The sequence below is a fragment of the Micromonospora sp. D93 genome (genome assembly GCF_018070365.1).
Lineage (GTDB): Bacteria > Actinomycetota > Actinomycetes > Mycobacteriales > Micromonosporaceae > Micromonospora > Micromonospora ureilytica.
The window spans coordinates 425,090-449,162 of record NZ_JAGPXW010000001.1 but is presented as its reverse complement, the minus strand read 5'-3'; the positions used below and the strand labels follow the sequence as shown (position 1 = coordinate 449,162).

The window sequence follows — 24,073 nt, the reverse complement described above, 5'->3', positions numbered from 1 at the left end:
AAGCGCGGGGGATTGTCGACGCGCCGCGGGGGTGGTGGCATGGCGAATCGATTCGGAGCGAATCGTATGACCTTTGTTTTATTTATGTCAATGAATGTGGTTACCCGGGTGACACACTGGCCGCTGGGCGGACAGCCAGCGCATCACCTCCCGCGGGACGCCTAACGCCCCAGGATCCGCCACGTCTGGTTCAACGGGCTGCCCTGGTTGGCCGCCTTGCAGGTCCACTGGTGGACCAGCGCGCCGGCCGCCGTGGAGACCGCGTTGACATCGACACACTTGCCACTGTGTCGGGCGACGAGTTGGTAGTCGTGCGAGTCGTTGCCGGAATAGGTCACCCTGCGCAGAGTGAACTGCTGGTTGGGCGCGTTGAGGCAGGTCCACTGGTGCACGGCCGCGCCGTCGGCGGTGGACACGCCGCTGACGTCGAGGCACTTACCGCTCTGCTGGTTGACCACGGTGTAGGTGTTGGCCACCCCGGCGACCGGACGGAAGTTCCAGAGCTGCTGGTCACCGCCGTCGCAGTAGTTCTGCTGCTGGACGTTGCCGTCGGCGGTGCTCAGGCCGGCGTTGTTCAGGCACTGCTGGGAGTGCTGGGCCACCGCCACCGACTGGAAGCCACCGTCCGACGGGGGCAGCAGCGTGACGGCGTAGGTGTCGGTCTGGTTGGTGTACGACAGGGTCACCGTGGCGTTGTTGTTGGACACACCGACCACGCTGTTCGAGACAGTGATCGGCCCCGCCACGGCGCCGCCACCGTTGTGTGGGATGCGTTGGGTGAGAACCCGGACCTGGTTGTTCTGCACGATGCCGCTGGTGGTGTCCAGGCGTTGCAGGTTGACTGTCAGGTTCCCGGTGGTCCGACCACCGCCGATCAGGACCTTCGCCACCCCGGCCGCCTTCGTGGCGTACGCGTCGTACGACTGGCTGGGGGTCACCGCCACGTTCTCCCCGACCTGGGAGGCGTAGAAGCGGTAGTTCCACCACTCGCCCTTGGGCTGGTGCTGGCCGGCCGAGTTCCGGATCAACAGGTTGCCGAGGTCGTTGTGCAGGCTGCCGCCGCTGGCCCAGTTCGCCCGCAGGCCGTCGGCCTTGGCCCGCTCCAGGCGCGCGATGTACCAGGCGCCGTCGGCCGGGTTCTGCTCGTCGGGCGCGCCGTACTCGTTGATCTGGTACGGACGCGGGTGGGCGATGCCGCGCGGGTCGAGGGTGGCGTTGGCGGCGTTGACGTTCGCGACCGGGTCACCGGGCAGCGAGTGCCAGCTGATGATGTCCGGCACCGTGTTGGTCGAGCGGACGAAGTCCAGGTACTGGTTCCAGAAGGCGTGATTGGTCGACGGTACGCAGGCGCAGCTCGGCCCGACGATGAGCTGGCTGGGGAACTCCGCCCGGATGCGCTGGTAGGTCCGACGCCACAGTTCGAGGTACTGGGGGATCGGCCGGTTCCAGAAGATGGTGATGTTGGGTTCGTTCCAGATGTCCCACTGCACCGACAGCCCGGACGCCCGGACGTCGTTGATCAGGCGGGTCAGGAAGTTGTCGTAGTCGGTCCAGTTGCCGTTGTCACCGGGGAAGCGGGAGATTCCGGCGCCGTCGGCACCCCAGAGGTCGTGCGGCAGGATGATGAACTTCCCGCCGAGGGCTGTGGTCCGACGTGCCTGGGCGAGTGTGGAGTTCCAGCGACGGTCGTAGGTTCCGCCGACCCAGCCACTCCCCGGCAGCTGCGCGCCGCCGGCGCGCATGTACTGGAACTTGACGTCGCGGTAGAAGTGGTCGGCGGGACCGCTGGCGTTCTCGGTCATTCCGTAGATCCAGCCGGAGGCGCGGTAGGTCGGCGCACCGCTGGTGGTGGAGAAGTTGACGCTTATCGACTCGTCGGCGGCCTGGGCTGGGGACGGGACGACGGTGACGGCGGCAGCGGCGGCGAGCAGGCCGACGACGAGTCGGGCCACGAACACACGGGCTCGTCCGGACCTGCTGCGGGACGGGGTCTTCACGGGCGGCTCCTTGGTGGGGCGCGGGGGACGCTCTCCGGAGGGCAGCGCTTGCGAATCGATTCGCACGGATCGTAGGACTGGGAACTGAACCATGTCAATGAAGTGACGGCGCGGTGACGTCCGTGTTGCCCAGCGATCCTCCCAGCGCGGTCAACTGACTCTTGACCCCCGGGCATGGCCAGACCTATCTTCGGGCGAACCGATTCGTCGAATCGATTCGCCTCATGGTTGGACTGGTCCAGCCCGCGACGATCAACCCACACACCACACCTGACGATCGATTTGAAGTGAGGCACCACATGACCGGACTCAGCCGTCGGCGGCGCCTGGCCGCCGTCGCCGTGATAGCTCTCGCCGCAGTGACAGGCAGTGCCTGCTCGTCGTCCGCCGACGGCCCGAAGGACGGTGGCGCCTACCTCGTCTGGGACCCGTACCCGCAGTTCGCCGACGACTCCGAGTGGGTGGCGCTGCTCAAGAAGTGCGGCACCTCCGCGGGGGTGACTGTCGAGCGGACCGGCTACGACACCACCGACCTGACAAACAAGGCGCTGCTCGCCGCCCAGCAGGGAAACTCACCGGACGTGCTGATCGTGGACAACCCGGTCATCTCGACTCTGGCCGAGGCCGGTGCGCTCACCACCACCGACGACAACAAGCTGGACGTCTCGGCCATGGAGAAGAACCTGCTCGGCGCCGGCCAGAGCGACGGCAAGACCTACGGCGTGCCGATCGGGGCGAACACCCTCGCCCTCTACTACAACAAGGATCTGCTCACCGCCGCCGGCGTCGATCCCGCCGCCGTCAAGGACTGGACGTCACTGACCGCGGCACTGACCAAGGTCAAGGCCAAGGGGAAGAAGGGCATCACCTTCTCCGCGATCGGCACCGAGGAGGGCAGCTTCCAGTTCCTGCCCTGGTTCTGGGGCTCGGGTGCGCAACTGACGAGTCTCGACTCACCGCAGGCGGTGTCCGCGCTGACCCTCTGGACCGACTGGCTCAAGGAAGGCCACGCCCCGAACTCGGTCATCAACAACACCCAGACCACCAGCTGGCAGGAGTTCGCCACCGGCAACTACGCGTTCGCCGAGAACGGCACCTGGCAACTGGCCAACGCGGAGAAGCTCGGCTTCTCGTACGGCACGATCCCGATCCCGGCGAGCGCGGGCGGGCCCGCCCCGGCACCCACCGGTGGTGAGTTCGTCTCCATTCCGGTGCAGAAGAACACCGGCCGGTACGAGGCGTCGCAGAAGCTCGTCACCTGTCTGACCAACGCCGACAACCTCCTCACCACGGACACCACGCTGTCCTACGTCGCACCCGTCGCCGCCGTTCAGGAGCGACAGGCGACCTCGGACCCCAAGCTCAAGGTCTGGGTGGAGGCGGTCCGGGCGGCCAAGGGTCGCACCGGTGACAACCTCGGCACGAAGTACCCGAAGATCTCCGAATCGCTGTGGACCGCCGTGCAGTCGGCCCTGAGCGGCGGGAAGTCGCCCCAGGAGGCACTGACCGCCGCGCAGACCGCGGCCACGACCAGGTAAGCGATCCGAACCGACACCATGCCCTCCACGACCGAGACCTCCACTGCAGAACGAGACCAGGGTGGGGCGGCGAACGCCGCCCCACCCGGGCCTCCCCCGTCCCGTGCCCGCCGACCCAACCGATGGTTGGCGTGGGGCTTCCTGGCACCCGTGACCATCTACCTGGTGGCCTTCTACGCCTACCCGCTCTACCGCAACGTCGAGTTGAGCCTGCGGGAGTACACCGTCCGCTCGTTCGTGCAGGGCGGGGCGCCCTTCGCCGGCCTCGACAACTATCGGACGGTCCTGACTGACCCGGCCTTCGGGCCGACGCTGACGCACACGGTGGTCTTCACCGCGGCCTCACTCGCCTTCCAGTTCACCATCGGCATGGCCCTGGCCCTCTTCTTCTACAAGCACTTCCCGCTGTCGCGCACGCTGCGGGCGCTGTTCCTCGTACCGTGGCTGCTGCCACTGATCGTCTCGGCGTCGACCTGGTCGTGGCTGCTCAACAGCGACTCGGGGCTGGTCAACTCGGCGCTCGGGGTGGTGGGAATCGACCCGGTCAACTGGCTCACCTCGCCGGGCTGGTCGCTGACCTCGGTGATCATCGCGAACATCTGGATCGGCATCCCGTTCAACCTGGTCGTGCTGTACAGCGGCCTGCAGGCGATCCCGACGGAGATGTACGAGGCGTCCGCGCTCGACGGCGCGACGGGATGGCAACGGTTCTGGGGAATCACCTTCCCGCTGCTGCGTCCCGTCTCCCTGATCACGCTGCTGCTGGGGCTGATCTACACGCTGAAGGTCTTCGACATCATCTGGATCATGACGAAGGGCGGCCCGACCAGCTCCTCGGCCACGCTCGCCACCTGGTCGTACCGGCTCGGCTTCGGCAACCTGCTACCCGAGTTCGGCCCGGGAGCGGCCATCGGGAACCTGCTCATCGTGCTGGCTCTGGTCGCCGGCCTCGTCTACATCCGAATCGAGCGGAGGCAGCAGCTGCGATGACCACGTCAACGCCTCGGGCCTGGTGGAAGACAGGCGTCGGCCTGGTGCTGACCGGGCTGATGCTCTTCCCCGTCTACTGGATGATCAACGTGTCGTTCACCCGGGACCAGGACATGCGGGCCAGTCCCCCGCACCTGTTCCCCACCAACGGCACCCTGGACGGCTACCGGGCGGTGCTCGACCAGCAACTGCCGTACCTCGGCACCAGCTTCCTGGTCGGCCTCGCCACGGTGGCGCTGACCGTGGCGCTGGCCGCCCCCGCCGGCTACGCGCTGGCGAAGCTGCGGCCACCCGGCGGCCCGACGCTGAGTTTCGTGCTGCTGATCGCACAGATGATCCCGGGAATCATCATGGCGATGGGCTTCTACGCCATCTTCCTCACTCTCGGTGTCCTGAACACGCTGCCCGGCCTGATCCTGGCCGACACCACGCTCGCGGTGCCGTTCGCCGTCCTGATCTTCACGGCCTTCATGTCCGGCATCCCCGACGAGCTGCTCCAGGCCGCCGTGGTCGACGGCGCCGGCCAGCTGCGGACCTTCTGGTCGGTAGTGCTGCCGGTCAGCCGCAACTCGATCGTCACGGTGTCGCTCTTCGCGTTCCTGTGGTCCTGGTCGGACTTCATCTTCGCCTCGACCCTGGCCGGCGGCGGCGACCACCAGCCGATCACCCTCGGCATCTACCACTACATCGGGAACAACAACCAGCAGTGGAACGCCATCATGGCCACCGCCGTCGTCGCCTCGATCCCCGCCGCCGTGCTGCTGATCCTGGCGCAGCGGTACGTCTCGATGGGCGTGACCGCCGGCGCCGTCAAGGACTGACCATCCGCGGCGGTCAAGGACGACCACCCGCACCACAGAAAGGCACCCGCCACCCATGACCGTCGCCCCGTCCGGTCCGGAGTTCGGAATCCAGGACATCCCGTTCAGCTACCGAGGATCCTGGTTCAACATCTCCCCGGTGGTAGCCGAGAAGACGTACGCCGACGACCTGCACCTGGTCTCCCACCAGAACGGGCTGCATCCCGTACTGCGTCTCACCCCCACTGTCGCCGGCACCACAGTCGTCGCCACACCGGCCCTGCTGACCTGGCGCCACGGGGCCGACCGGATCGAGGCCGTCTACGACGGGCCGGACGCCCTGCGGATCAGGGGCCACCGGCTCGGCCTGCGGGTGGCCTCCGCCGCGCACACCCTCACCCCGTTCAGTGGCACCTACCTGTACGCCGACCCGGTCGACGGATCGCACGTGTTCACCTCGTACGAGACCGGTCGTCGCTACCGGGTCACGGTGCTCTCCGGCGCTCTGTCCCGAACCGACGGCACGCAGGCGCTCAGCACCGCCGACCGGTCCCTGGACCTTCCCGGCGACCAGCCCTGGGAAATCGCGATCGAGGAGTACGCCACCGCTCGCCCCCCGTACGCCGGATCCGTCACCTTCGAGCAGTTGTGCCGCGACCGGATCGCGGAGTTCACCGCGTTCGTCGACGCGATAGCGCCCTGGCGTGGTGCGGAGACCCCGGCCGCCGAGTTGGCCGCGTACGTCCTGTGGTCGGCCACCGTCGCCCCGGCGGGCTTCGTCACCCGGCCGGCCGTCCTGATGTCCAAGCACTGGATGGACAAGGTGTGGAGCTGGGACCACTGCTTCAACGCGATCGCCCTGGCGGCCGGCGAGCCGGAGTTGGCCTGGCACCAGTTCCAGTTGCCCTTCGACCACCAGGACGAGGCCGGCGCCCTCCCCGACTCGGTCACCCACTCCGAGGTCCTGCACAACTACGTCAAGCCCCCCATCCACGGCTGGGCCCTCCGTCACCTGCGCCGACGCCTTCCCCAGCCGCCGGACCGGGCGGCGCTGGCGCAGACGTACGACCGGCTTGCCCGCTGGACCGAGTTCTGGCTCGACGCGCGGCGCGCCCCCGGCCACGACCTGCCGCACTACCAACACGGCAACGACAGCGGCTGGGACAACGCCACCACCTTCGACGCCAATCGGGTCCTCGAGACGGCTGACCTCGCCGCGTTCCTGGTATCGCAGCTTCGCTGCCTCGCCGACCTCGCCACCGAACTGGGTGAGCCTGCCGCTCGCTGGTCCCGGGAGGCCGACCGGATCCACGGGGCCATGCTGCGCGACCTGTGGGACGGCGAACGCTTCTGCGCCCAGGACCCCCACACCGGGCACCGGCGCAGGAGCCGCAGCCTGCTCGACCTGATGCCCATCGCACTCGGGGCCGACCTGCCGGCCCCGGTGGCCGCCGCGCTGGCGCGCGGCGTCGAAACCCACCTGACCACGCACGGGCTGGCCACCGAGCCGACGGACTCGGCCCACTACCTCGCCGACGGCTACTGGCGTGGCCCGATCTGGGCACCCTCCACGGTCCTGGTCGAGGACGGCCTGCGCCGAGCGGGACAGACCAGGATCGCCGACGACATCAGTCGACGATTCCTCGCGCTGTGCGAGAAGTCCGGCTTCGCGGAGAACTTCGACGCCGAGACCGGCACCGGGCTCCGGGACCGCGCGTACACCTGGACCGCCAGCAGCTATCTCATTCTCGCCGCCGCACAGGAGGAACGGCGGGTCAGCGGCGGGTAGCCGGGCCGAATCAGCGGGCCCGGACCGGACCGGTACTGGAACGCAACGAGATGGGCGGGCTGTACAGGCGGTGTCGCGGCACGGCGCCGGGCGCCGCGATGATCTCCAGCAGCAGCGACACCGCCTCGGCGCCCATCTCGACCATCGGCACGTCGGCGGCTGTCAACGGCGGGCGGAAATCCTCCGCCCAGTGCTGCGCGGCGACTCCGGTGACGGAGAAGTCGCGGGGCACGGACAACCCGGCGCCGGTCAACGCGCGCTGCATTCCGGGCAGCGCGGCCTCGTTGATGGTGGCCACCGCCGTGACCTCCGGGTGCGTCGCGAGTAGCTGCTCCATACACGCCTCGCCGGAGGCGGTGTCGTCGGCGCTGGAGACCTCCACGCCGGTCAGACCCCGCTCCAGTGCCGCCGTGCGGAAGCCGGCCAGCGCGCGATGGCTGGGACCGTATCCGGCGGCCACCAACTCGGCGGACCGGTTCACGAGTGCCACGTGCCGGTGCCCCAGATCGGCCAGGTGCTGCACGCACCGGGCGATCAGCCCGGCGTAGTCGATGTCGATCCAGCTCATCCCGTGCGGCTCGGCCGTCCGACCGATGGTGACGAACGGCAACCCGGCCTTGGTCAGCCGAGTCACCCGGTCGTCCGCCAACCGGATCTCCATCAGGACCACGCCGTCCACCCGACGACCGGTGACGATCCGCTCGAACGACCGGTCATGGTCGCCGCCGGAGGGCGACAGCAGCACATCGAGGTCATGGCGGGCGGCCGCCTCGACGACGCTGGCGACGAAGCCCAGCTGCATGTCGGTCAACCGCTGGCTCGCCGGCGGGATGACCAGCCCGAGGGTGCGGGTGCGCCCTTCCTTGAGAGCACGGGCGCTGGCGTTCGGTCGGTAGTCCAACTCGTCGATGACCGACTGGATCCGTTGCCGGGTCGCCTCCGACACGCTGCGTTTTCCGCTGAGCACGTAGGAAACGGTGCTGCGGGACACCCCCGCCCGGCGAGCGATCTCCCCGATGTTCATCAATCGCCCTCGAATCGATTTTTGCCCCGACACGGGGACGCACCTTGCTCGGCTGACCAGCATATCCGTCCTCAGGCTCATCGATCGACGACCAACGCGTGGCAACTAGCGCTAATCGATGGACGGCTATTAATGTCACAGGTATGACGTGTGACGTCAATTCCACCGCCGTAACCACCCCCACCACGTACTGGAAAAGGATCCGATGAATCTGAAGAGAAGGCTGGGTCGCCTGACGGCCGCCGCGGGGACCGTGCTGGCCCTCGTTGTCGGCGCCGGCGTCTATGTGGTCTCGGACGCGCCGGGCGTCGCCCGCGCCGCCGGCACGGGCCCCTGTGACATCTACGCCTCCGGCGGCACGCCGTGCGTCGCCGCGCACAGCACCACCCGCGCCCTGTACGGCGCGTACAACGGCCCGCTCTACCAGGTCCGCCGCTCGTCGGACAACACCACCCGCGACGTCGGCGTGCTGAGCGAGGGTGGTTACGCCAACGCCGCCACCCAGGACACGTTCTGCGCCAACACCAACTGCGTCATCACGATCATCTACGACCAGTCCGGCCGCAACAACCGCCTCACCCAGGCGCCTCCCGGCTACTTCGTCGGCCCGGCTCCGGGCGGCTTCGACAACCTCGCCGACGCGAAGGCCGCGCCGGTTACCGTCGGCGGCCAGAAGGCGTACGGCGTCTACATCGCCCCCGGCACCGGCTACCGCAACAACAACACAAACGGTGTCGCGACCGGCGACCAGCCCGAAGGCATCTACGCGGTCGTCGACGGCACGCACTACAACCAGTGGTGCTGCTTCGACTACGGCAACGCGCAGACCAACAGCCTCGCCGACGAACGCGCCATCATGGAGACCGTCTACTTCGGTGCCAACAAGCAGTGGGGCTACGGGGCGGGGGCCGGCCCCTGGATCATGGCCGACCTGGAGTGGGGGCTGTTCTCCGGGGTGAACGCGGGCTACAACAACATCGCGTCCATCAACCACCGGTTCGTCACGGCCATGGTCAAGGGCGAGCCGAACCACTGGGCGATCCGCGGCGGAAACGCACAGTCGGGCAGCCTGACCACCTACTTCGACGGGCCCCGCCCCAACGGCTACCACCCGATGAAGAAGGAGGGGGCCATCCTGCTCGGCATCGGCGGCGACAACAGCATCACCGGCCGCGGCACCTTCTTCGAGGGCGTCCTGACCTCCGGCTACCCGACGGCGGCCACCGAGAACGCCGTCCAGGCCAACATCAACGCCGCCGCCTACGCGCCGGTCGGCGGCGGCAACCCGCAGCAGAACGTCCAGGTCGTCGGAGCCCAGTCCAACCGCTGCGTCGACGTGCCGAACGGCACCACCACCAACGGCACGCAGGTCCAACTCTGGGACTGCACCGGCAACACCGCGCAACGCTGGACCTACACCGCCGGCAAACAACTGCAGGTGTTGGGCAACAAGTGCCTCGACGCCTCCGGTCAAGGCACCGCCAACGGCACCCAGGCCATCATCTGGGACTGCCACGGCGGCACCAACCAACAGTGGAACCTCAACTCCAACGGCACCGTGACCGGCGTCCAGTCCGGGCTCTGCCTCGACGCCAACGCCGCCGCCACCGCGAACGGCACCAAGCTCATCCTCTGGGCCTGCAACGGCGGCGCCAACCAGCGCTGGGCCACCCGCAGCTGACCCACCATCGGTCGTGCCGCCCCCGGGAAGCTCGCGGGGGCGGCACGGCCAGCTACCGCTCGCACCGATGACGGCCCCGCCGCGCCAACGAGTGACATCGTTGCTATATATATCGTGGTGCGATATATATAGTGCATGGATATCAGTGAGCAGACGTTCCTGATCCTCTCTGCCCTCGCCGACCAACCCCGGCACGGCTACGCCGTGGTGACGGAGGTCGACAAGATGACGGACGGCCGGATCCGGTTACGCGCGGGCACCCTCTACGGGGCCCTCGACCGCCTCGTCACCCAGGGGCTCATCGCCCCCGACCACGACGAGGTGGAGAAGGGCCGGCTGCGCCGTTTCTACAAGCTGACCGACGCGGGAGCAGACGCCATCCGCGCCGAGAGCCGGCGGATGGCCGCCGCGGTCCAGCTCGCCGAGGAGCGCCTCAGCAAGCGTGCCGCCCGCAACGCCCCGCGACTCGGGACCATCGGATGAGCCCGGACATGAGCCCTCTGGAGCGACGATACCGACGGCTGCTGCGCCTGCTGCCAGCCACGCACCGCACCGCCCGCGGCGAGGAACTGCTCGGACTGCTGCTGGACCTCGACGACGGCCGTCGACACCCGAGCCGGCACGAGACACTGAACATCATCGCCCTGGCGATCCGGCTGCGACTCACCACGCCCGTCACCACCGTGGCCCTCACCACCGCGCTCAGTGCCCTGCTCGTCGCCGCCGGCACCCAGCCCGCCGGTCAGACCCTGGACCTGTTCACCGGCGCCGTCCTCGCCACCGACATGCCGGCCATCATCGCCGGCTGGCCGCAGATAGTCGCTCTCGGCCTGCTGCCCCTCGCACCGCTGATCGCCTGGCTGTGCGGCGCGACCCGGACCGCTCTCACCCTGCAAGCGATCTTCCTGACGGTCACCGTAGGTTGGTTCGTCATCGAGGTGCTCAACGGTGCCGGCATGGGAATCGACCCCGGCCAACAACTCTTCTCGTACGCCGCACCGGTCCTGACCCTCGCCCTGCTCGCGATCGCCGCCCGCGAGCGGTGGAGCACCCCCCGGCCGCGCCTGTTCTGGTGGGCCCTCGTCCCGCTCGGGATCCTCGCCTGGAAAGGCACCGGAGAATGGGGACGCCACGGCGTCTACGTTCCCCAGGCCGTGCCGACGGTCATCGGGATCCTCGCCGCCGCCACCGTAGCTTTCGGAGCCGCCTTCGCGGTCCGCCGCCACCGGCCCGCCGTCGTCATCGGCGTCGGACTCACCGGCTTTCTCGCCGGCTGGCTCATCCCCGACCCGCTGCTCTCCAACACGGCGATGCGGCACTTCGACGGTCAGCCGCTACCACTGGCGATCCTCATCACGGTGGCCGCTGCCACCATGACCGGCATCGGTCACCTCGCCCGTCGCCGCAACCCGAGAAGCGGTCGCACCCAACCGATGAACCCGTGACGCCCTGAACACCAGCTCTGGTCAAACGAGTGGCGGCCGGGCCAGGTAGGTTCGGGACTGGGCGAACAGCGGGGGTCCCATGGTCAGGGGTTGGCACGGCTGGTTCGGTACGTTCAACGGCGTCGTCCTCATCACGATTGTCGTCCTGCCGTTGGCAGCGCTGGCGGTGTGGCTCCTGGCTCGCCGCCGACGTGCCGCCGGCAACACGTCGGCGTGGCGGACGTCGCTGGCCGACGTCGGCCTCGTCTACGGCACCGTACCGTGGGTATGGATGATCATGTTGCCGGGCGACCAGGCCGGCGTCGTCTCCGGTCGGGTGACAGTGGTGCCACTGCGCGACCTGCTCACGATCTTCTCCGACGGGGGGCCACTGACGGCCACGGTCCAGGTCGTCGGCAACCTGCTGGTCTTCGCGGCCCTGGGGTTCCTCGCCCCGCTGCGGTTCCCGGCGCTGGCATCGGTACCACGGATCCTGGCCCTCGCGGCCGGCTGCTCGGTCCTGGTCGAGACCGCCCAGTACGTCCTGAAGCTGGACCGGGTGTCGTCGGTGGACGACGTCCTGCTCAACGCCGCCGGCGCCGGGCTCGCCGCGCTGGCGTCCCGCCGCTGGTGGCGTGCCACCCCCGACACGTCCACGGATCGCCGACCTCAACCGGCACCGGCAGCGGGACGCTGAGCATCGCTGTGAACTACCAACAGAGCTGATCAGCGGTCAGGTCGGTGGCTTCGCCAGCCGCTCAGGGCGGGTCCGGGTCCACGTGGCCCAACCCCGCCTGCGCATCAGGTCCAGCAACCGCTGCGCTCGCGGATCGGCCTCGACGGCAAGCGCGTCCAGAAGGTCGAACGGGACATCGTCCGGTGCCATCTCGCCGCGGTTGCTCTCGCTGGAGCTGGAGGTGTACGCCTGCTCGACAAGGTCGGCCAGGATGTCCGCGAGTTCCTCCAGACGCGGATCGTCGTCCGCGTCGCCGTCGAGGATCTCCGATCCGAGCAGATAGAGCCGGACGAGTTGGGGGTCGGCGAGCTGCGCGTGTTTCGCGCGCATGATCTCGTGGATGCGTTCGGGCCAGCGCGCCACAACCAGGATCCACCCGTCCCGCTCACCCTCCACCACCCGCTCCGACACCCCGATCTGCCGAAGCCGATCGAGGTAGGAGGTCACCTCCGGTGGGAGCGTCAGACTGTCCCCCGCAGCGAGCTGCGCGATCTGCTTGCGGCTCGCCTCCAGACGTTCGATCTCGTCGCACAAATGGCTGTCGATCCGCCGTACCGCCTCGGCGAAGTCTGCTGCGTCGGCTTCGAGCAGTTCACCGATCTGGGACAGCGGCACGCCCGCGTTGGCGAGGGTGCGGATCCTGATGAGGGACACGACGGCCGCGGCGCTGTACCGCCGGTAGCCCGAGGCGTCCCGCTCGGGCTCCGGCAGCAGGCCAATCTGGTGGTAGTGCCGCACCGCCCGCACCGTCACGCCGGTGTACGACGCGAGTTGACTGATCGTCAGCATGCCCTGATCCTGCCCGCACCCTGCCCAGCCTGGGTCGACACCGGGTCAGGAGATCTTGCGGCGGTAGGTCAGGTTGGCGAACAGGTAGGCCACCACGAGGATGCCAACGCACCAGGCCAGGGCGGTCCAGATGCCCGCACCGACCGGCTTCTGCGCGAAGAGGTCTCGGATCGCGTTGACGATGGCGGTCACCGGCTGGTGCTCGGCGAAGGCGCGGACCGGGCCGGGCATCGACGCGGTGGGCACGAAGGCCGAGCTGACGAACGGCAGGAAGACCAGGGGGTACGAGAAGGCGCTCGCGCCGTCCACGGACTGCGCGGTGAGGCCGGGGATGATGGCGATCCAGGTCAGCGCCAGGGTGAACAACACCAGGATGCCGGCGACGGCGAGCCAGCCCAGCAGGCTCGTGCCGGTGCGGAAGCCCATGAGCAGGGCGACGAGGACGACGACCACCAGCGAGATCAGGTTGGCGACGAGCGAGGTCAGCACGTGCGCCCAGAGCACCGCGGATCGTGCGATCGGCATGGACTGGAACCGTTCGAAGATGCCGCCCTGCATGTCGAGGAAGAGCCGGAAGGCGGTGTACGAGATGCCCGAGGCGATCGTGATGAGCAGGATGCCGGGGAGCAGATAGTTCACGTACGAGTCGGTGCCGGTCTCGATCGCGCCGCCGAAGACGTAGACGAAGAGCAGCATGAAGGCGATCGGCATGACCGCGGTCGTGATGATGGTGTCCGGGCTGCGGGCGATGTGGCGCAGCGAGCGCCCCAGGAGGACTGTGGTGTCGCCGAGGAAATGCTTGTTCATCGTTGTTCCTTCTCGGTCTTGGCGCCGACGAGGGTGAGGAAGACGTCCTCGAGGGTGGGCTGCTTCTCGACGTACTCGACCTCGGCGGGTGGCAGGAGCTGCTTGAGCTCGCTCAGGGTGCCGTTCACGATGATCCGTCCCTCGTGCAGGATCGCGATCCGGTCGGCGAGCTGCTCCGCCTCGTCGAGGTACTGGGTGGTGAGCAGCACTGTCGTGCCGCCGTTGGCGAGTTCCTTGATGGCCTGCCACACCTCGATGCGCGCCTCCGGGTCCAGCCCGGTCGTCGGCTCGTCGAGGAAGATGACCGGCGGGTTCCCGATCAGGCTCATCGCGATGTCGAGGCGGCGGCGCATACCGCCGGAGTACGTCCGCACCCTCCGGGTGCCCGCCTCGGTCAGCGAGAAGCGCCTCAGCAGGTCGTCGGCGACCGCACCGGGCTCCTTGAGGTGCCGCAGCCGGGCAACCAGGGTCAGGTTCTCCCGCCCGGTGAGGATCTCGTCGACCGCCGCGAACTGCCCGGTGAGACTGATCGACTGCCGTACGTCGGCGGGCCGGGTCGCCACGTCGAAGCCGGCGACTCGGGTCGTGCCGCCGTCGGCCCGCAGGAGCGTGGCCAGGATCCTCACCACTGTGGTCTTGCCGGCCCCGTTCGAGCCGAGCAGGGCGAAGATGCTGCCCCGCGCCACGTCGATGTCGACGCCGCGCAGCACCTTCAACTGCTTGAACGACTTCTCCAGGCCGCGCACGTGGATCGCGGGTTGCTCGGTCTGAGCTGTTGCTCGCGAATTGCTCATGGCGGCAGCATGGAGGGTTGACGCAGCGTCAGGGTCAAGTCCGCCGACCCGGAGACGGGCGAGCGACCCCGATTCTTAACTCCGATGTCACCGCCCGATCCCACGGGTGACGTGTCGCTGTCCGTCCGCAGAGGTTGGCTGCCAGTCGTCGCACTACGTCCTGACCAGGAGCTGATCCACGTGCCTTCCTCTCGTCGTACCTTCCTCGCCAGCGGCGCCGCCGCCGGCGTCGGCCTTGCGGTCGCGGGCGGCCTGCCGTCCCTGGCCCAGGCCAGCCCGGCTCGGCCGCACCCGCCGGTGAAGCCCGGTAGCGTGCCCTTCCCGCCGCTCGTGGACGACCCCAAGGGAGTCCTGGCCCTGCCCAAGGGCTTCAGCTACAAGGTGGTCACCCGGACCGGCGTCACCCGGCTCGACCGCGGCCAGGGCACGACCCCGTCGGACCACGACGGCATGGCCGTCTACGACGCCGGCCACGGCCGGTACACCCTGATCCAGAACCACGAGATCGACCCGGGCGCCGAGTTCGGCGTGCCGCACGTCAAGGGCACGGTCTACGACGCGGGCGCCGTCGACGCCGGCGGTTGCACCGTGATCAAGACCGACCTCGCGGGCCGCAACCTGGGCGAGTTCGTGGCGCTCTCCGGCACCATCTCCAACTGCGCCGGCGGGCCGACCCCCTGGGGCACCTGGCTCACCTGCGAGGAGACCGAGGACCGGGCCGGCGACACGTGGGAAGAGGGCGACCGGTCCGGCGTCTACCAGAAGGACCACGGCTACGTCTTCGAGGTGTGGGCCGACGGCAGCGCGGACCCGAAGCCGATCAAGTGCCTGGGCCGCTACTCCCACGAGGCTCTGGCCGTCGACAAGGACCGCACCCGGATCTACCTCTCCGAGGACGCCGACGCGCCCAACGGTCTCTTCTACCGCTGGACGGCGCCGCACGGCGTCAAGCTGGGCCCGGGCGTGCTCACCCGCCTGGCACCGAACGCCGGCGTCCTCGCCGCGATGCAGATCATCATGGATGACGGTTCGGTGCTGCCGGACGTCGCGTACCTGACCTCCGCCCAGTTGGGCCGCCCCTTCCCGGTCCGCTGGATCGAGGTGCCGGACCGCGACGCGCGCACCAGGTCGGTGCGCGAACAGTTCGCCGACGGCCAGGTCACCCGCGGACGCAAGTTCGAGGGTGTGTGGGCCACCGACGAGGGCGTGTACGTGGTCAACTCGTACGCCTGGGACGAGGGTGACCTGCCGGCGGACGCGGCGCCGCACGACGGAATGGTCTGGTTCTACAACTACCGCAACCAGACCATCCAGCTGGTGACGTACTTCCCGCACCAGACCGCCTCCGAGGAGGGCGCGCCGGTCAAGTACACCGACCTCACCTTCGACGGCCCGGACAACGTGACGGTCACCCCGTGGGGAAGCCTCGTGCTCGCCGAGGACGGCACGGGCGCCTCGCACGTGCTCAGCACGACCCCTGGTGGGCCCACGTACGCGATCGCCCGCAACCAGCTCAACGACTCGGAGTTCTGCGGGCCGACCTTCAGCGCGGACGGCAAGGTGCTCTTCGTCAACATGCAGGACCCGGGCCTCACCCTGGCCATCACCGGTCCGTGGGAGAAGTACCTGGGCTGACCGAGCCCGACCGTGTGGGGGCCAGGCGTCCCGCCTGGCCCCCACCAAGCTCGGCCGCTCTCAGGAGACGCGCGGCAACGCCAGCCAGTCCTGCCAGGAGATGTCGCGGCCCAGATAACGAGGCTGGCGGAACGGCCAGTCCGCGGCGATCCACAGCGGCACCAGCGCGTCGACCGCAGCCTCCGTCTCGCTGCCCACCAGGTCGTCCACCACCCACCAGGAGACCTCGCCGTCGGAGCCGGTGCGCTCGGGCGGGTCGATGTAGACGCAGCCGAGGATCGCCGTCTCACCCTCGTCCAGCAACGCGTAGTTGAACGACTGGTGCGCGGCGATCTCCCTCTCGTGGCGCAGCAGGTCGACGCGATCCTCTTCGTAGGTCATCGTCTCGCTGGGCCACGCCCAGGCCGGCCCGAAGATCTGCCACAGGCGCTCGCGGGAGCCCATCACGGCGGGGTAGTCAATCGGGGTGTCCGCCTCGCGGATCGGCCGCAGATGCAGCGCGGTGTCCGGCACCGGGACGTGGACGGGGTGGACGAAATCATCGGGCAGCCAGGTCACGAGGGCCGAGGCTAGCGCCACCCGGCGACGCCCGGTCCCCCGTACCCCCGCGGTCTGGGCCCTACGCGGTGGGGGCGACGCGCTGGCGTCGATAGTGGCGGGCGGCCTTGGCGCGGGCGCCGCAGCCGTCCATGGAGCACCAGCGTCGGGTGCCGTTGCGCGACGTGTCGTAGAAGTGCAGGACGCAGGCGGGGTTGCCGCAGCGTCGGATGCGGTTGGGTTGCTGGCGCAGCAGGTCCAGGTAGTTGATGGTCGCCCGCCAGGAGGGGAGCCAGCCGGCGTCGACCTCATGCTGCTCCTGCACGGCCGCGTCGCGAAGCGTGTAGCGCGAGGCGCCACGGGCGAGGATCGCGTTGATCCCCCGTTCGGCGTCCTCGTCGGGCCGTTCGAGGACTCGGCGCAGGGCCGACCGCGCCTCCCGCAACGAGGGCTCCACCGCTGCGGGGTCACCCTCCAGATGGTGCTCGGCGAGCCATCCCCGCAGCCCGTCCGGCTCGTCGAACAGGTCGACCGTGCGGCCCCGCTCGACCCACTGGGTGTTGACCAGGTCCAGCGCGAGGGGTTCGCCCACCAGCGGCCGACGTGTCATGCGAGCAACCTTACCACCGTCAGGCATTTGACAGGTTAGTCGTAGCGACGTATCTTCTTACCGGTCAAAGTCTTCACGGTGGTTAGACAGGACCAGTCCGCCTGCCGGAGCCCCGACCCTCGCCGCCCGGCCCGACCCGTGGAAGGTGCTCGTCATGCCACACCGCTACCTGCAGGAACTGACCACCGCGTCGGTGGTCGCCGCGCAACAGCGCTACGGCAGCCGGCCCGCCATCGAGCGCATGACCGCCGGGTGGGACACGGACGCGACACTCAGTGACGATGAGGCTGCTTTCATCACCGAACGCGACAACTTCTACCTCGCCACCGTCGCCGAGAACGGCTGGCCGTACCTGCAGCACCGCGGCGGGCCGCCCGGCTTTCTGCACGTCCTCGACCCCGTCGACGGGCACAGCGTCCTCGGCTGGGCCGATCTGCGCGGCAATCGGCAGTACCTGTCGGTCGGCAACCTCGCCACGTCACCCCGGGTCTCGCTGCTGCTCATGGACTACGCCCACCAACGCCGCCTCAAGATCATCGGCACGGCGCGCGTCGTCGACGCGCGGGACCCCGCATTCGAGGACCTGCTGGCAAGGCTGAGCGTGCCCGGGCCATCGGGCCGGGTGGAACGGCTGATCACCGTCGACGTGCAGGGCTACGACTGGAACTGCCCCCAACACATCACGCCCCGCTTCAGCGAGGCGGAACTTTCCGACGCGCTCGCGCCGGTACGCGACGAACTCGCCCGCCTACGCGCCGAGAACCAGGCCCTCCGCGAGCAGACGAACCAACATGCAGGGAGGACATCATGAACACCACGGCGGGGCACCCAATCTCGGCCCTGGGGCGATCGGCCTGATGCGGACCGGCCCGGTGCTGCCTGCGGGTGTGGTCTCCGTGGTCGAGCCACGACGATCGCCAACACGCCGAGGATCCGCATGGTGTAGCCACCGACAGACTTGACCCGTTCACTCGTCATGGTGCGCCTTCTGCCCGACGAGCCGATCCGCAAACGGTGCGGCCGGGGAGATCTCACTCCACCTTGGTGAGAAGTGGTTTCCCCTTCTCGACGACGTACGTGGCCAGTTCGACAGCCACACCGTCGCCAACATTGCGCGCCTGGTGGTGCACACCGTATGGGACCGTCAGCGCGTCGCCGGGATTGCACACGATGGGCGGCTGCCCCTCCAGCCGGTATTCCAGCGTTCCCTGCAGAACACAGATGATTTCCTCGCCGGGGTGGAAATGCTTGAACGGCGGCGAGTCCGGCGTGAACTCCACCCGGGTCTGAATGACCTCCCGCCCGGGGATGCTGAGGTCGTGCCGTTGCAGATCGATCCGCCACAACCCTGGCGCTGACTCCACAGCAGTGGGGCTGATCCCCTCGGGTCGATCCGTGCTGCTCATGACGGCCTCCTGTAAGCCGTCGGCCGACGGCCACTACTGGGATTGGTGCATCCCCCGTCGAGAATAGGGAGCCGCAGACGATCAGGGGCGCGGATGCGGTAGCCCGATCCCCAGCGGCCTGCGGCAGCTGATCTCACCGACGTCGCAGCAGCCCTCGTTCGGTCAGGAACACGTGCAACGTCTCGGCATCCTCGGCGGACATCAGCCAGCGCGGGATCACGGTCGCCGGCATCCGGTCGACGTACACGACCCAGAACTCTCCGACGTCCCGCACCTGGGCAACCCCGGCCCAGGCGATCCCGCCGGACTCGGAGCCGCTGCGCATCATGATGTTGTCATCGGTGATGTCGTAGGCGCCCTCGACGGCGTAGCTACCGGAGCGGCGGCGGGCGCGCGCCAGCACCCACGGTCGATACAGCATCGACAGCACGCCGGCCACGAGCAGCGCCGTCCACAGCGGTGAACTCCGCTCGCCCCACCCGAACCCCTGCGAGACGACGAGACCGATGACCCCGACCACCGCCAGGACCGCTCCGATATAGCCAAATCTGCGCAGCCGAACGCTGCCGAGCGCGGCGGCCACCCGGCCCGGGTAGGCGGGATCGGCGGGGATGTCGAAACGGATGTGCACGCCAGAACGATAGTGCTCCCGTCCGCCCCTGGCTGCGCCTTACCCCCGCCCCGCTCGACGAGGCCGTGCGCATCGTGGTGCGGCAGTCTGGTGGGGTGAACGCCCGAGAGCCCGCCGACGACGTCCGAATTCCCCGGGCCCAGGCCGGGTCCAGCCCGCAACACCTCCTGACGACCCTGCTCGGCGAGTACCTCGACTCCGCGGATGCCGACCTGCCGTCGACAGCGGTCATCGCGATCCTGCGGGAGTTCGGGGTCAGCGAGTCCAGTGCCCGTGCCGCGCTGTCCCGGCTGGTCAAGCGTGGCCTCATCGCCACGCGGGGGAAGGGACGGCCGCCGGTCTACCACCTCACACCGCAGGCGATCGCCAAGCATCGCTCACGGATGCAGCACTTCCTGAACTTCGGCTCCCACCCGACGCCCTGGACCGGCGAGTGGGTGCAGGCGTCCTTCTCCATTCCGAACTCCGGCCAGGCGTCCCGTCACGCGCTCCGCAGGTCGTTGGGCGCGCTGGGCTTCGTGGGCCTGTACGACAGCGTGTGGATCCGGCCGGGATCCGACGCCGCGCCGGTGAGGGAGGCGCTGCGCGAGTTGCTGCACCACGTCGAGGGCGCCCGGTGGTCGGTCCTGCACGTCCGGTTCGACGAGGAGGCAGGGCCACACGGTCCGGCCTCCGCCTACGACCTGACCAGCCTCGCCTCCGCGTACTCGAGTTTCATTCAGCGCTTCGCGGAGCTGCGGGCAGCCGCGCGCGGCGGGGAGGTGGACGCGGCCCGGGCGTTGGTGGCTCGGACCTCGGCCATGGATTCCTGGCGGAGGTTCGCGGACATCGACCCGGACCTACCGCCGCATCTACTACCGGAGCCCTGGCCGCGCCAGGAGGCCAGGGATGCCTTCCTGGACATCCACAGCACGCTGGGCTCGCTCGCTGAGGCGCGTCTCGTCGAGGTGGTGACCCCGCACTGGCCGGAGGCGTCGTCGTGGATCACCCACTTCCAGGCGTCGAGGAATCCCTCGCGGCCCGAGCCGACCGGTGGCACCTGGCCGTCCGACGGCGGCAGCGGGCCGTCAGACCAGACCAGACATTGACACTTTTCATTACGCCAGTGATAGTAACTGCATTCAGCTCCCATCGGATCGCCTGTGGGGACCGCGGCCGGGTGGCCGGGAGCACCACCGTGACGTGTGCTGGAGGGTCAATGAGAAGGCGATCGAAGATCTACGTGGGGCTGGCGGCCGCCATCGTCCCGGTCACCTCCGTGCTCATGGCGCTCGGCGGGACACCGGCGTCCGCCGCCATCGGGGGTTCCGGCCCCTATCCCGCCGACTACGAAACCTCGGCCACCCTGGCCAATCACACAATCTTCCGACCCCAGACCCTCCCGGCGGAACGCCTGCCCATCGTCGTGTGGGGCAACGGCGGCTGCTCGGCCAACGGCCTGTCCCAGGGCAACTTCCTCCGCGAGATCGCCTCTCACGGCTTCCTCGCCATCGCCAACGGGGCCCCGAACGGATCCGGCTCCACCACCTCCCAGATGCTCACCCAGTCCATCGACTGGGCGGTCGCGGAGAACTCCCGGCAGGGCAGCAAGTACTACAACAAGATCGACACCAGCAAGGTCGCCGTCGCTGGGTTCTCCTGCGGGGGCCTGGAGGCGTACGCCGTCTCGAACGACCCGCGCGTCACCACGACCGGCATCTTCAGCAGCGGTCTGCTGAACGACGCCGACGACTACCAGCTCAGGAGACTGACCAAGCCGATCGCCTACTTCGTCGGCGGGCCCAGCGACATCGCCTACCCGAACGCCATGGACGACTGGGGCAAGCTGCCCGCCGGTCTGCCCGCCTTCATGGGCAACCTGAACGTCGGGCATGGCGGCACCTACGACCAGGCCAACGGCGGCGAGTTCGGCAGGGTGGCGACTCTCTACCTCAAGTGGCGCCTGAAGGGTGACACCACCGCCGGCCGCAACTTCGTCGGCGCGGACTGCGGTCTGTGCCGCAGCCAGTGGAGCGTCCAGCAGAAGAACCTGACGCTCGACGACGGCACGCCACCCACCACCCCACCTCCCACCACCCCACCGCCCACCACGCCCCCGCCGACCGGCACCCCCGGCTGCACAGCTGTCTACTCCGTCCAGGACCAGTGGAACGGCGGATTCGTCGCCAACGTCAGCGTCACCGCGGGAACCACCGCGCTGACCGGCTGGCGGGTCACCCTCACCCTGCCGAGCGGCGCGTCGGTCAGTTCGCTCTGGAACGGGGTCAGCAGCGGCACCAGTGGGACCATCACTGTCGCGAACCAGAGCTACAACGGGCGACTGGCCGCAGGTCAGGCCACCAGCTTCGGCTTCCAGGGCACCGGCAGCGGCAGCGGAACCACAGCGAGTTGCACCGGCAGCTGACGCCCCGGGCAGATCGAGTCGCGCGGTGGGCCGGTGCCCCGGCACCGGCCCACCGAGGGTGCGCGACGGTCCGACGGATAGGGAAGACTGGCCAGCATGGCTGATCTGAGCGATGCGAAGGCCGCTCTGCACGACTACCTCCGGGAAAACCGCGAAGACCTCATCTGGAAGCTCGACGGGCTCAGCGAACGGGAGGCCAGGCTGCCCCGCACCGCGACCGGCAACAACCTGCTGGGCGCGCTCAAGCATTGCCTCAATGTCGAAGCCGGCTACTTCGGGCCCACGTTCGGTCGCGAGTTCCCGACGCCTGACGAGCTGGTCCCCATGGCGGCGTTCGACGAGGACCCGCAGGCAGACTGGTACGCCCGCGAGGACGAGACGAAGGATGGGCTGATCGACCTGTATCGCCGGGTCGGCGCGTTCGCCGACCAGACGATCGAGCAGCTGCCGCTCGACGCGCCGGGGCAGGTGCCGTGGTGGCGACCAGGTCGGCGGGACGTGACGCTCCAGCGGATCATCATCCACGTGACCTGCGATATCGCCCGGCACGCCGGGCACGCCGACGTCATGCGCGAACAGCACGACGCGGCGATCGGCCTGCGGCGGGACAACAGCAACATCCCCGACGACTACGACTGGCCGGCGTATGTCAGCAAGCTGACCAAGCTGGCCGACCGCTTCGAATGACCGGGAAAGCTGTCGGCGTGCGAGACGACCTCGACCAGATCGAAGCGGCCTTCCTGGGCACGCCACTGGCCGGCCTGCCGATCGGGCACGGCCCGTCGGGCACCGTCCTCGTCACCGACGTCGACCCCGACCGTCTGCACGAGGTCTGGCAGGCCGCCGAGGCGCTGGTGCCGGTCATCGGACGGCGGCCCGTCCTGGTCACCGACGACTTCGACGACGCGCTGACGATCCGGTCCGAGCCCGAGCAGGGTCCGTCGGAGTCGGAACTGCGGGCGTTCGCCGAAGCGGCGGCATCCTCCGAACCCTGGCTGACCCACCGCCACCACTGCGAGGACCAACAGGTCGACGAGGACGAGATCGAGTTCTACGCTCGCGGCACCACAGGCGTCGACCTGACCGCCCTGGTGCCGGACGTGGTGCTGCCGACGCCGCTCCCGGCGCTGGAGCGGGCGCTGTACGACCGGCTGCTCGCCGACGCCGACCTGCACACCCAGGTGCTCGGCAACGTGCGGCTCGTGACGCAGACCGACTACTGGTACGAGCCGGACAGCGTCCTGCTCATGTTGCTGCCCACCAGCAACGTGCGCAGCTCGGCGTACTGGGTGGACTTCTACGGTGCCCTCACCGAGGAGGATCGGCAGAGGCTCGGACCTCGAACTGAGCCAGTGGGAGGCCGCCGTCGCCCTTTCGGCCGGTGACGCGTGGTTCGTCCACAACCGGCCCTGACCACCCGACGACGCGGTCCTACCCGACTATTCCGCTTGCTCGACGACGGTACGAGAAACCTCCCGGATCAGATCGAGCGGTTCTTCGGTCCAGTGGGAGGCGAGGACGAGTTCCCGGGCCGGATCGACCCACAGGAGGTGTCGTCCGCCGTTGCCCCGGGCGCTGCGGCCGGTTGCCGGGGCCCCGGGCCACGGCACCTGCTCATCGTTGAGCCACCACAGATAGCCGTACTCCCGTTTGACCGGGCACGGAGCCCAGGACTGGTCAACCCACTCGGCGCTCAGCAGCCGGGTCCCGGCATGGGTCCCCCGGTCCAGAAAGAGCTGCCCGATCAGGGCCAGGTCCCGGGCCGGGACGATCAGTCCCCCGCCCCAGTGCGCGCCGCCGGAGACCACCTCGGTCCGGCGGCCGTCGAGGTCGACGACGCTCGTCCGGTACCCGTGCCACGACCACCGGTCGGAGGCGCCCAGCGGGTCCATGACCCGCTCCCGCAACAGGTCCGGCAGCGACCGGCGAAACAGCAGCGTCAGCGCGTACGCGAGCAGGTTCATCCGCACGTCGTTGTACGCCCACCCCTGGCCCGGGGGCGTGTCGTGCACCTCGGTCCCCTCGCGGAAGCTCTGCGCGTCGACGCTCGTCGGCTTGCCCCACAGCTCGCCCTCCCACTGGCTCGACTGCTGCAGCAGATGACGCCAGGCGATCTGCTCGTTGTGCGGCCCCTGGAACTCGGGAACGTCGACGACCTGGTGCACCGGTTGGTCCGGCACCAGCAGCCCGTCGTCGAAGGCCAGGCCGGCCACCACCGACACGACCGACTTGGTGACGCTGAACGCCATCTCCGGGACGTCCGGGTCACCCCAGGCCGCGACCTCCCGACCCGCGACCCGGACCACACCACTGGCGCCACTGGCGGCAAGCAGCGGGCCGACGACGTCGCGGTGACTCGTGTCCGAGACCTGTGCCGCCAGGTAGGTCTCGATGTCGGCGGCGTCACTCGTCCACCGGGCGCCGAACTCCTGGACGACCCGCCCCAGCCGCTGCCGATCCACCGACACGTGACCCATGCCC

The 24,073-nt window shown here is 69.0% G+C and carries 24 protein-coding genes; 14 read left to right on the top strand and 10 right to left on the bottom strand.

Annotated features, from left to right (window positions below; translation table 11 throughout):
- Positions 1-161 precede the first annotated feature (161 nt).
- On the bottom strand, positions 162-1,997 hold the full coding sequence (locus KBX71_RS02055; protein ID WP_210816213.1) for an RICIN domain-containing protein: 1,836 nt from the start codon (positions 1,995-1,997) through the stop codon (positions 162-164).
- 299 nt (positions 1,998-2,296) lie between these two features.
- On the opposite strand from KBX71_RS02055, the gene KBX71_RS02050 reads away from it, so the two are divergent.
- The 4 genes from KBX71_RS02050 (at position 2,297) to KBX71_RS02035 (ending at position 7,114) form a co-directional block, all read left to right on the top strand.
- On the top strand, positions 2,297-3,535 hold the full coding sequence (locus tag KBX71_RS02050) for a sugar ABC transporter substrate-binding protein (RefSeq protein ID WP_210816212.1): 1,239 nt from the start codon (positions 2,297-2,299) through the stop codon (positions 3,533-3,535).
- Between the two features lie 150 nt (positions 3,536-3,685).
- Entirely contained in the window at positions 3,686-4,525 is an 840-nt protein-coding gene (locus tag KBX71_RS02045) for a carbohydrate ABC transporter permease (RefSeq protein ID WP_240639121.1), read from the top strand.
- The gene (locus tag KBX71_RS02040) at positions 4,522-5,346 is read left to right on the top strand and encodes a carbohydrate ABC transporter permease (protein WP_210816210.1); all 825 of its coding nucleotides are present in this window, start codon (positions 4,522-4,524) and stop codon (positions 5,344-5,346) included. Before KBX71_RS02045 ends, KBX71_RS02040 begins: the two co-directional genes overlap by 4 nt.
- Positions 5,347-5,401: 55 nt before the next feature.
- Complete coding sequence (locus KBX71_RS02035) at positions 5,402-7,114, top strand: amylo-alpha-1,6-glucosidase (RefSeq protein WP_210816209.1); 1,713 nt, start codon at positions 5,402-5,404, stop codon at positions 7,112-7,114.
- Between the two features lie 10 nt (positions 7,115-7,124).
- Here KBX71_RS02035 and KBX71_RS02030 read toward each other — a convergent pair whose 3' ends face one another.
- Positions 7,125-8,138, bottom strand: coding sequence for a LacI family DNA-binding transcriptional regulator (locus tag KBX71_RS02030; RefSeq protein ID WP_124819525.1), 1,014 nt, complete (start codon positions 8,136-8,138; stop codon positions 7,125-7,127).
- A gap of 205 nt (positions 8,139-8,343) precedes the next feature.
- Here KBX71_RS02030 and KBX71_RS02025 point away from each other — a divergent pair, with 205 nt between their 5' ends.
- The 4 genes from KBX71_RS02025 (at position 8,344) to KBX71_RS02010 (ending at position 11,940) form a co-directional block, all read left to right on the top strand.
- Positions 8,344-9,819: an arabinofuranosidase catalytic domain-containing protein gene (locus KBX71_RS02025; protein ID WP_210816208.1), complete on the top strand. Its 1,476-nt coding sequence runs from the start codon at positions 8,344-8,346 to the stop codon at positions 9,817-9,819.
- Positions 9,820-9,954: 135 nt separating this feature from the next.
- The gene (locus KBX71_RS02020) at positions 9,955-10,302 is read left to right on the top strand and encodes a PadR family transcriptional regulator (protein ID WP_210816207.1); all 348 of its coding nucleotides are present in this window, start codon (positions 9,955-9,957) and stop codon (positions 10,300-10,302) included.
- 8 nt (positions 10,303-10,310) lie between these two features.
- Complete coding sequence (locus tag KBX71_RS02015; protein WP_210816206.1) at positions 10,311-11,264, top strand: hypothetical protein; 954 nt, start codon at positions 10,311-10,313, stop codon at positions 11,262-11,264.
- Positions 11,265-11,343: 79 nt separating this feature from the next.
- Positions 11,344-11,940, top strand: a complete 597-nt coding sequence (locus KBX71_RS02010) for a VanZ family protein (RefSeq protein WP_210816205.1) — start codon at positions 11,344-11,346, stop codon at positions 11,938-11,940.
- Between the two features lie 36 nt (positions 11,941-11,976).
- On the opposite strand, the gene KBX71_RS02005 is transcribed toward KBX71_RS02010, so the two are convergent.
- Genes KBX71_RS02005 through KBX71_RS01995 form a run of 3 tightly spaced genes read right to left on the bottom strand, consistent with a single transcriptional unit; the run spans position 11,977 to position 14,369 of the window.
- Positions 11,977-12,768, bottom strand: a complete 792-nt coding sequence (locus KBX71_RS02005; RefSeq protein WP_210816204.1) for a MerR family transcriptional regulator — start codon at positions 12,766-12,768, stop codon at positions 11,977-11,979.
- 45 nt (positions 12,769-12,813) lie between these two features.
- A complete protein-coding gene (locus KBX71_RS02000; RefSeq protein WP_196927657.1) occupies positions 12,814-13,575 on the bottom strand; it encodes an ABC transporter permease in 762 nt (253 codons plus the stop codon).
- Positions 13,572-14,369, bottom strand: coding sequence for an ABC transporter ATP-binding protein (locus tag KBX71_RS01995; RefSeq protein ID WP_210816203.1), 798 nt, complete (start codon positions 14,367-14,369; stop codon positions 13,572-13,574). The genes KBX71_RS02000 and KBX71_RS01995 overlap by 4 nt, the downstream gene beginning before the upstream one ends.
- A 180-nt stretch (positions 14,370-14,549) precedes the next feature.
- Between KBX71_RS01995 and KBX71_RS01990 the strand changes: the two genes are divergently transcribed.
- Entirely contained in the window at positions 14,550-16,004 is a 1,455-nt protein-coding gene (locus tag KBX71_RS01990) for an alkaline phosphatase PhoX (RefSeq protein WP_210816202.1), read from the top strand.
- Between the two features lie 60 nt (positions 16,005-16,064).
- Here KBX71_RS01990 and KBX71_RS01985 read toward each other — a convergent pair whose 3' ends face one another.
- Together KBX71_RS01985 and KBX71_RS01980 are read right to left on the bottom strand one after the other, a co-directional pair.
- Entirely contained in the window at positions 16,065-16,562 is a 498-nt protein-coding gene (locus tag KBX71_RS01985; RefSeq protein WP_210816201.1) for an N-acetyltransferase, read from the bottom strand.
- A gap of 61 nt (positions 16,563-16,623) precedes the next feature.
- Complete coding sequence (locus tag KBX71_RS01980; protein WP_210816200.1) at positions 16,624-17,151, bottom strand: CGNR zinc finger domain-containing protein; 528 nt, start codon at positions 17,149-17,151, stop codon at positions 16,624-16,626.
- A 154-nt stretch (positions 17,152-17,305) separates the two neighbouring features.
- On the opposite strand from KBX71_RS01980, the gene KBX71_RS01975 reads away from it, so the two are divergent.
- A complete protein-coding gene (locus tag KBX71_RS01975; protein ID WP_210816199.1) occupies positions 17,306-17,962 on the top strand; it encodes a pyridoxamine 5'-phosphate oxidase family protein in 657 nt (218 codons plus the stop codon).
- Between the two features lie 220 nt (positions 17,963-18,182).
- Here the strand turns inward: KBX71_RS01975 and KBX71_RS01970 are convergent, their stop codons facing one another.
- Positions 18,183-18,557, bottom strand: a complete 375-nt coding sequence (locus tag KBX71_RS01970) for a cupin domain-containing protein (protein WP_210816198.1) — start codon at positions 18,555-18,557, stop codon at positions 18,183-18,185.
- Between the two features lie 133 nt (positions 18,558-18,690).
- The gene (locus KBX71_RS01965) at positions 18,691-19,188 is read right to left on the bottom strand and encodes a YcxB family protein (protein WP_210816197.1); all 498 of its coding nucleotides are present in this window, start codon (positions 19,186-19,188) and stop codon (positions 18,691-18,693) included.
- Positions 19,189-19,283: 95 nt separating this feature from the next.
- Here KBX71_RS01965 and KBX71_RS01960 point away from each other — a divergent pair, with 95 nt between their 5' ends.
- From KBX71_RS01960 to KBX71_RS01945, 4 genes are all read left to right on the top strand, one after another.
- On the top strand, positions 19,284-20,276 hold the full coding sequence (locus KBX71_RS01960; protein ID WP_210816196.1) for a PaaX family transcriptional regulator C-terminal domain-containing protein: 993 nt from the start codon (positions 19,284-19,286) through the stop codon (positions 20,274-20,276).
- A gap of 110 nt (positions 20,277-20,386) precedes the next feature.
- Entirely contained in the window at positions 20,387-21,592 is a 1,206-nt protein-coding gene (locus tag KBX71_RS01955) for a cellulose binding domain-containing protein (RefSeq protein ID WP_210816195.1), read from the top strand.
- A 96-nt stretch (positions 21,593-21,688) separates the two neighbouring features.
- Positions 21,689-22,279: a DinB family protein gene (locus KBX71_RS01950; protein WP_210816194.1), complete on the top strand. Its 591-nt coding sequence runs from the start codon at positions 21,689-21,691 to the stop codon at positions 22,277-22,279.
- A gap of 17 nt (positions 22,280-22,296) precedes the next feature.
- A complete protein-coding gene (locus tag KBX71_RS01945; RefSeq protein WP_210816193.1) occupies positions 22,297-22,977 on the top strand; it encodes a hypothetical protein in 681 nt (226 codons plus the stop codon).
- A gap of 54 nt (positions 22,978-23,031) precedes the next feature.
- Here the strand turns inward: KBX71_RS01945 and KBX71_RS01940 are convergent, their stop codons facing one another.
- A complete protein-coding gene (locus tag KBX71_RS01940; RefSeq protein WP_210816192.1) occupies positions 23,032-24,069 on the bottom strand; it encodes a serine hydrolase in 1,038 nt (345 codons plus the stop codon).
- Between the last annotated feature and the right edge of the window lie 4 nt (positions 24,070-24,073).